6 protein-coding genes are annotated in these 6,618 nt (G+C 38.4%); 2 read left to right on the plus strand and 4 right to left on the minus strand.

Going from position 1 to position 6,618, the window contains the following annotated elements; translation table 11 throughout:
• A partial coding sequence (locus FTV42_RS14910) for a plasmid replication DNA-binding protein (RefSeq protein ID WP_257223463.1) occupies window positions 1-315 on the minus strand: 315 nt, incomplete at its 3' end.
• A gap of 105 nt (window positions 316-420) precedes the next feature.
• The gene (locus FTV42_RS14915) at window positions 421-1,428 is read right to left on the minus strand and encodes a replication initiation protein (RefSeq protein ID WP_004967300.1); all 1,008 of its coding nucleotides are present in this window, start codon (window positions 1,426-1,428) and stop codon (window positions 421-423) included.
• Between the two features lie 653 nt (window positions 1,429-2,081).
• On the opposite strand from FTV42_RS14915, the gene FTV42_RS14920 reads away from it, so the two are divergent.
• On the plus strand, window positions 2,082-2,285 hold the full coding sequence (locus tag FTV42_RS14920; RefSeq protein ID WP_004968112.1) for a hypothetical protein: 204 nt from the start codon (window positions 2,082-2,084) through the stop codon (window positions 2,283-2,285).
• 948 nt (window positions 2,286-3,233) lie between these two features.
• Here the strand turns inward: FTV42_RS14920 and FTV42_RS14925 are convergent.
• Window positions 3,234-3,377 carry a hypothetical protein gene (locus tag FTV42_RS14925; protein WP_180015695.1) on the minus strand — a complete coding sequence of 48 codons (144 nt, stop codon included), beginning with the start codon at window positions 3,375-3,377 and terminating at the stop codon, window positions 3,234-3,236.
• 701 nt (window positions 3,378-4,078) lie between these two features.
• On the opposite strand from FTV42_RS14925, the gene FTV42_RS14930 reads away from it, so the two are divergent.
• Entirely contained in the window at window positions 4,079-5,155 is a 1,077-nt protein-coding gene (locus FTV42_RS14930; protein ID WP_225531288.1) for a hypothetical protein, read from the plus strand.
• A gap of 102 nt (window positions 5,156-5,257) precedes the next feature.
• Here the strand turns inward: FTV42_RS14930 and FTV42_RS14935 are convergent, their stop codons facing one another.
• Window positions 5,258-6,583, minus strand: coding sequence for an ISNCY family transposase (locus FTV42_RS14935; protein WP_180009761.1), 1,326 nt, complete (start codon window positions 6,581-6,583; stop codon window positions 5,258-5,260).
• Between the last annotated feature and the right edge of the window lie 35 nt (window positions 6,584-6,618).

Genomic DNA, 6,618 nt, shown 5'->3' on the forward strand with positions numbered 1-6,618 from the left:
TTCAAGTTGTTGCATCAAAGACTTTTCTCTTTGATTTGCTAAATCTAACTGATTTTTGAGTAAAGAAATTTGATCTTTTAATACATTTTCAATTTCAGACTGAACGTGTACCTGTACATCCTTCTGGACTTGTTCAGTACGTGTACTGGACTGAACACTGACTGGATTGCCATAAACTCTGATAAGTTCCGATAAGTCTATAAGTCCATCATGATCTCTTGATAATTCACCACTTTTTATAGATTCATAGATTGTTGTTCTTGATTTTTTAAAAGCTTTACTTGCGTCCATTATGCTAAATTTTGTTTTGTTCAATGTAATCCCTCAGCGCGTGTTTAAGCATGTTCATCTGAACATCTTAGCTGAACATATATCTTATTTTGAATTAAATCGTACTTTTCTAGGTATAGCAGCAATTTTTCAAACTTTTTGTTCAATAGTAAAGTCGATATTGAATTCTGCTAGTTTTTCAATCCATCTATTACCTTCGTTATTTTTAAAATCAATTTTTATTCTTTCTACTAATTCGTCTGTAGTCTCACCAGATTCTTTGAATCTCAAGCTCAATTCTTCACTTTGAATTATCGTTAAATAAACCATTTTTGCAGTTATTTTATTTTGCTCTTGGTTACTACCAGTTTCACTTTGTTGATTAGCTCCAATAGTTTTCTTTTTTCTAACTATAAAATTAACATGACTAGCTTTGCGTCCTTCTTTCTTGACTGCTTTAAACTCAATAGTAAGTTCTGTTTTAGAGTTAATGTCATCAATGTGGGGTTTAAGAATAGTACTTTTGAAATCTCTATATTCTGGGTATGAATTTTCTGCCAGACCTAAAGCACTTTTTAATTCTTTGATGGATACATCGAAATTAGACCGAAATTCATTTTGTACCAAGAATGGGTAAAGTTTTAAACCGTGACCATGTAAGGCAACAGCCGATTTAACTTTAAATTTTGTATACGAATTTTGTTTATTAAAAACATACATAATGTATAGGGCAAAATGCGTGAAAGAAATATAAAAACATCCATCCTTGTATGAGCATGTACTAATGAGTCTTGTTCGAATATCTCGATCTTTTCCAGGATGATAAAAAACTACACTGTGGTCGTAGAGAGCATCTACTACTCGGTTTAAGGCTACATAAGCACTGCTTGGCTTTAAGCCCGTCAATTCAGCATATTCTTTAGCTGTTACAGTGAATTCTGTTGTTTCATTGGGATCTGATGCTAGCCGAACTTTAGGGCTAAAAAAGAATAGCAATTTTAGAATATCGTCTTTTGGTGATTTCTCATGCTTCAATTGCCAGAAAATATTTTGAAAGACAGCATAGTCTTTTGGATAACGTTTGGCAGGTGCTGAAAGAGGAAAAAGAGATTTGTCATGTTCCTCAAAATTTTTAATTTTCTTTAATGATACAGCCATCTAAAATCACTATTCTTCTATTATGTGGTGGTATTTTCAATGCTACTTACCCCCACTTATTAAGTCAAGCATATCTTGATTACCACCTAACATTTCGCCCCCACTAACCTAACATTTCGCCCCCACTAACCTAACATTTCGCCCCCACTAACCTAACATTTCGCCCCCACTTAAAGTCAAAAACCTAACATTTCGCCCCCACTTAAAGTCAAAAACCTAACATTTCGCCCCCACTTTAGTGTCTGAAACACTGATATAGCAATACATTGAGACTGGCCGTAAAGCTTTTTAAAAGCTTTTTAAAAGCTATTAAAAGCTTTTAATAAAGCTTTTAAAATTAGTAAATGAAAAAATAAATGAAAAATTGCCCTTGGTTTTCGCTACGCTCAAACTCTATTGAATCTCGCTTTCGCTCGATTCGTGGGGCAATTTTTAGTTAATATTCTTGTTACTTTAAGAAAAGGCAAAAGCAACTCGGAATTCGCTTCGCTCATAAGTTTTTTATGCTCGCTTCGCTCGGTCTAGGTGCAAAGATCAGCATGTGATCTACTTTCAATTTGTTGAAGCAAATATTTTAAAAAGCAGTTTTTCAGGGAGTCTAGGCGCAAATTTTCGTTGTGTCGCTCGTAGACACTCGCTAAAGAGGATCTGAGATGAGCAAAGATAAAAAAGATGAAGATTTGGTTTCTCTCTCGATGAAGAACTTCAACAAACCACGATGGTTTAGAGCCAATGAAGATGGTGTCTTTTGTGAAGTAACTTGGGAGGAGTTCTTTAAAAACCATGATGACCCAACAGGGTTAGAAGATTTTATGACAGATCGAGAGCAAGATACACCAAGAGATGTGGATTTATAGCGCATGGTTTGCTGTATTTGGCGTTTTATTGGTCATTCCTATTCTACCTATAGGTTTTAGTTTAAAGTGCCTTAAAACGCAAATGGTGAGCATTTAGACAACCCACCTCGTTTCGATATTCTGTTGGCAAGAATATCCGAGGGGGTCTAAAAAATGCTTATAACGTATGCACCGTAAAATTTTGTCGAAGTGCCGATTGCCAACCAACCAACACCAAACTTTAAAACGCTAATTTTATTCATAAAATCAGAAAATATTTATCCTATGGTGGATAACAACCTCGAAAAACTATGTCTTCAGAAGTTTAGTTTAGTCCGAGCGACCAACTCGAACAGCAGGGGAGACCAATCCCCATTTAACCTTTTTGATTTCCCTGTGACATTAAATTCACAGCCTTCAAGCACTTTTACCATGCAAGAAGTAACACACTCAACTACAGTCCCCTGTAGCCTCAACATCACTCTTTCGCAAAACCACGATTCCCTTAACAAGTCATTTCTGACAACGGTAGCTATGGTTTTTTAACCAACTTTTGATAAAACAACTCAAAAGAAAATTCTTATTGATTATCAATTTTACCTGTAATTATAGATTACTATCTATTTTACAAATAAAAACAACAACTTATTCAGAATTATTACAGTACAACTTCGGCAAAAATCTGCCTTATATGCGCTACTAAAGATCGCTCCAACACATCTATGTCGATAACTAAAAATTTAGTTATTCAAAAACTTAGGTGACAAAACCTAATGACATAAAAGTGCGTCCCAAGTTATCTATTGAAGTCTTAACAAGCAGTACGTTCATCCACTAATTTTCTAAACCTTTTCCTTGCTTTTCGGTACGCAGTTCCAAAATACCGATTCCGCAGCTTAAAAAATATCATCATGGGTAGAACACTTACTTAGCACAGTCGATGAGGATCTCTCCCCACCTTTAACACGTTTAAGCTATACATCGACCTTTCGAGCCAAAATGGAATGTCATCACGACAAATTCACCACCTGACCCAAAAGTGCCACTCTCGCCAGCTTTCACCTTGATCGCCTGTACCCTCTCGAATACCGCAGAAGCCATCGTGTGTGCCACGCACCTCGCCAAACCATAAAGATTCAGCGAAGAACGGTAGTTATTAACGCTACTCTCCATCTATGGATTTCACTCACTATTTCTTCAAAAGCAGGATTTCAGCCCTTTCAGCCTAGAATGGGGTTTAACCCATTCGCCACCTTTCGGTGATTCCGTTTCCTTGTCGCCCAACTTCAAGAACCAACAATGAAGTGGATTGAGTAGAATTTGAGGGTAGGCAAAAGCCACCCCTCATCAGCCCTCATCAAAGCGTACCGAGCTACGTTTCCGCAGCAGTCCGCTTCGTCAAGCAGTTTTCAGGCTGTCAACCTTTCCACTGTGAGCTGTTGAAAATCAAAATTTTTAGTGTGCCTAACGGCACACTAAAAAACGGTTAGGTCTTTTAGGTGCGTTGGTCAGACACACTTCACAACTGATGAGAAAATCATAATGCACAAAAAATATGCTGTCTAGGTGCGTTCGCATGGAACTACTTATTACCCTCTTACAAACACCGTCTAGAAGTCCTTAAAACTTGCTTCGCAAGTTCACCATAGCTTCGCTATGGAAAAAGCAAAAAACAGCTAAAAACCAAAAATCCTTTTACTCGATTACAATGCTAGTTTTTGATCAAAAAACAGCGTATTTTGTGAATTAACCCTTGATAACAATGATTGGAAATATTTTGGATGATAATTTTTAGTCCACACACAAAATTTACAATGCAACGGCTCGCTGACCATGTTGCCAATGGCGCATATTTTTATTTCAGCTTTGAGTACGACAGTTCTAAGAAATCCATTGAATCCGTTTTGGATAAGATGACAGAGCGTTATGAGTTGGGTATTTCACCAAGACAGCGTTCTTACCGCCTAGAAAAGGGTCATCCTATTTGCACGATGATCGTGCAAAGAGATGTCTTTAATGAAAATAAATGGTTTCTGTATTGCTTATTCACTACGCCTACAAGTAGAGATTTCAATACTTTCAACGGTATTGAGATTAATAAACTTGCCAAAGAGTCGGAGCGTTTGAAGATTCAGACTCTTAAAGAGAAGTACAAAGGCTTTAAGTGGGATCTTGATTCGATCTCAGCAGAAAAGACCTTGATTGCAGACTACTTCAAAGATAATGAGCCAAAACAATTTGTCTTAAAAAATCCAATTGCTGTCAAACCTACTGCCCTGGTGACTATGGAGCTTTTTAGAGATACGCATAAGACTTATAAACAGCTCATCTTGGGTGATGAAAAAGACTACAAAGACAGAGTAAGGGCTTATACGTGGACTTGGCGATATACAAAGCAAAGTATTGAAAAAATTAAAACTAAATTTACTGATTCTATTAATAAATTGGCTAGTCAAAAAAATAGTTCTCTAGCAGAGAAGAACCGAGCCGACATTAAAAATCTATTCCTGATGGTTGAAACATGGTCTGTTTTCAAAGCAAGCCGTTCCCAAGCAGGGCAGATTATCCATTTTGCACAGCGTTTTTTAAAGTACAGGTCTAAGAAGCAGAAAACATGGATGCAGATGGAAATTGCTACACCACACTTGACCTATCTACCCCGATTGCCGACCTATGCGGATACGATCCATGAATATAATTACAGACGTAATCTTTTTGATGAATATGGTGTGGAAGTGCCTTTGAAACTCATTAAAGACTACTATGGTGGTGGCTATTACAACATACCGATTCAAGCCTATGTAGCTAAAGAATTAGAAATGCGTGAGAATGGCAAAGCCATTGCTCAAAAAGCGGATGAGCTTTACTTACAAGTGCTTGAAAATGAGTAAATCCGCTAAGAGAAGCTATTAAATACGGACTTTGAATAGGTTCTAACATGCAATGTTATTCCTAAGTAGAAATGTCCTACCTTAAAACCAAATAGAAATGTCCTATACCGACATTTCCAAGTCAAGCACAGGATTCAGATTTCGTTTTTGAATTGCTGTTTTCTGTGCACGTCTACGTGGCATAGCTTGAGAACGATTCCGTTTGTTTTGCTGTTCTAATTCTTCATGCTGTTGTTGAATATGGGCCAATACAGAACCCAAACGTTTATTCTCAACAATCTCTCGCTGGTTCAGCTGGCTTAATTTGTCGAAGATGCTGTAATTGATTTTTCTACCCTGATATTCAATTGCAACTGTACCATCCGGGTATTCAAGGAACTCAAGATACTTGCCAATCAATCTTTGGTTTTCTTCCGTGTTTTCCAGGAGATATACGCATTTATCATAAGTAATGGTCAGGCTGTTCGTGACTCTGCGGGGTTCACGCCAGGTAAAAATATCATCTAATTCTTCGGCTGTTTCAGTGACAGTCCGGTGTAGATCCTTGGGATTAAAGGCCATCTTGGCAAACTTCTGATTGAATTGCTCAATGAAGCAGGGTAGCCAGGCATTCGCTTGTTCAATCGAACAGATGCCTTCCAGGCGCATTTCTTTGATCAGACGGTCCTGAAGCGTTCTATTGGCTCGTTCTACACGGCCTTTGGCCTGTGGTGAATTAGCGAAGATGATATCGATATTGAGGGTACTGAGCACGCGTCCAAACTGGGTAATCTTGGTGTCTTTCTTACTGCTTTGATTCACCCTAAAGACTGAATGTTTGTCGCTGTAAAACGCTAAAGGCTTACCGTGCTGTTCGACATACAGGCGTGTCGAAATCATATAGTCAAAGGCTGATTCTGATTCACAGAAGCGTAAATGCTGCAATTTGCCTGTGGCATCATCGATAAATACCAGCAGACAGCATTTAGCAGCGCGTCCTTCAAACCAGTCATGGTGTGAGCCATCAATTTGGATCAGTTCACCATAACAGTCCCGGTTATAACGAGGCTGATACGGGCGTTTCAGGCGTTTGGAGCGAGGAATCCATAAATTAGCTGCAATCATCCAGGAACGTAGTGTTTCCACCGAGATGTCGAATCCATGAATGGTAGTGAGCTTTTCATGCGCTAAAGTGGGTCCGAAACCATGCAGTTGATCCGAAACAATATTGAGGCACTTGAGTCTGAGTTCTTCAGGAAGCCTGGAGTTGCTGATTTGACCACGTGCAGCATGGGCTAATGCAACTGGGCCTTGAGCTTTGTATTTCTGCAGTAAGCGTCTGATCTGACGTTCTGAAATATGAAGTAGCTGAGCAGCCTGGGATTGAGTTATGCGTTGATCGCAGATTTCCTGCAAGACCGACAATCGTTTAAGTTCTTTATCCGACATAGACACCAACATATCAAACCGTCCGCTTCGATAAT

It is taken from the genome of Acinetobacter sp. YH16052 (assembly GCF_013417155.1).
Classification (GTDB): Bacteria; Pseudomonadota; Gammaproteobacteria; order Pseudomonadales; family Moraxellaceae; genus Acinetobacter.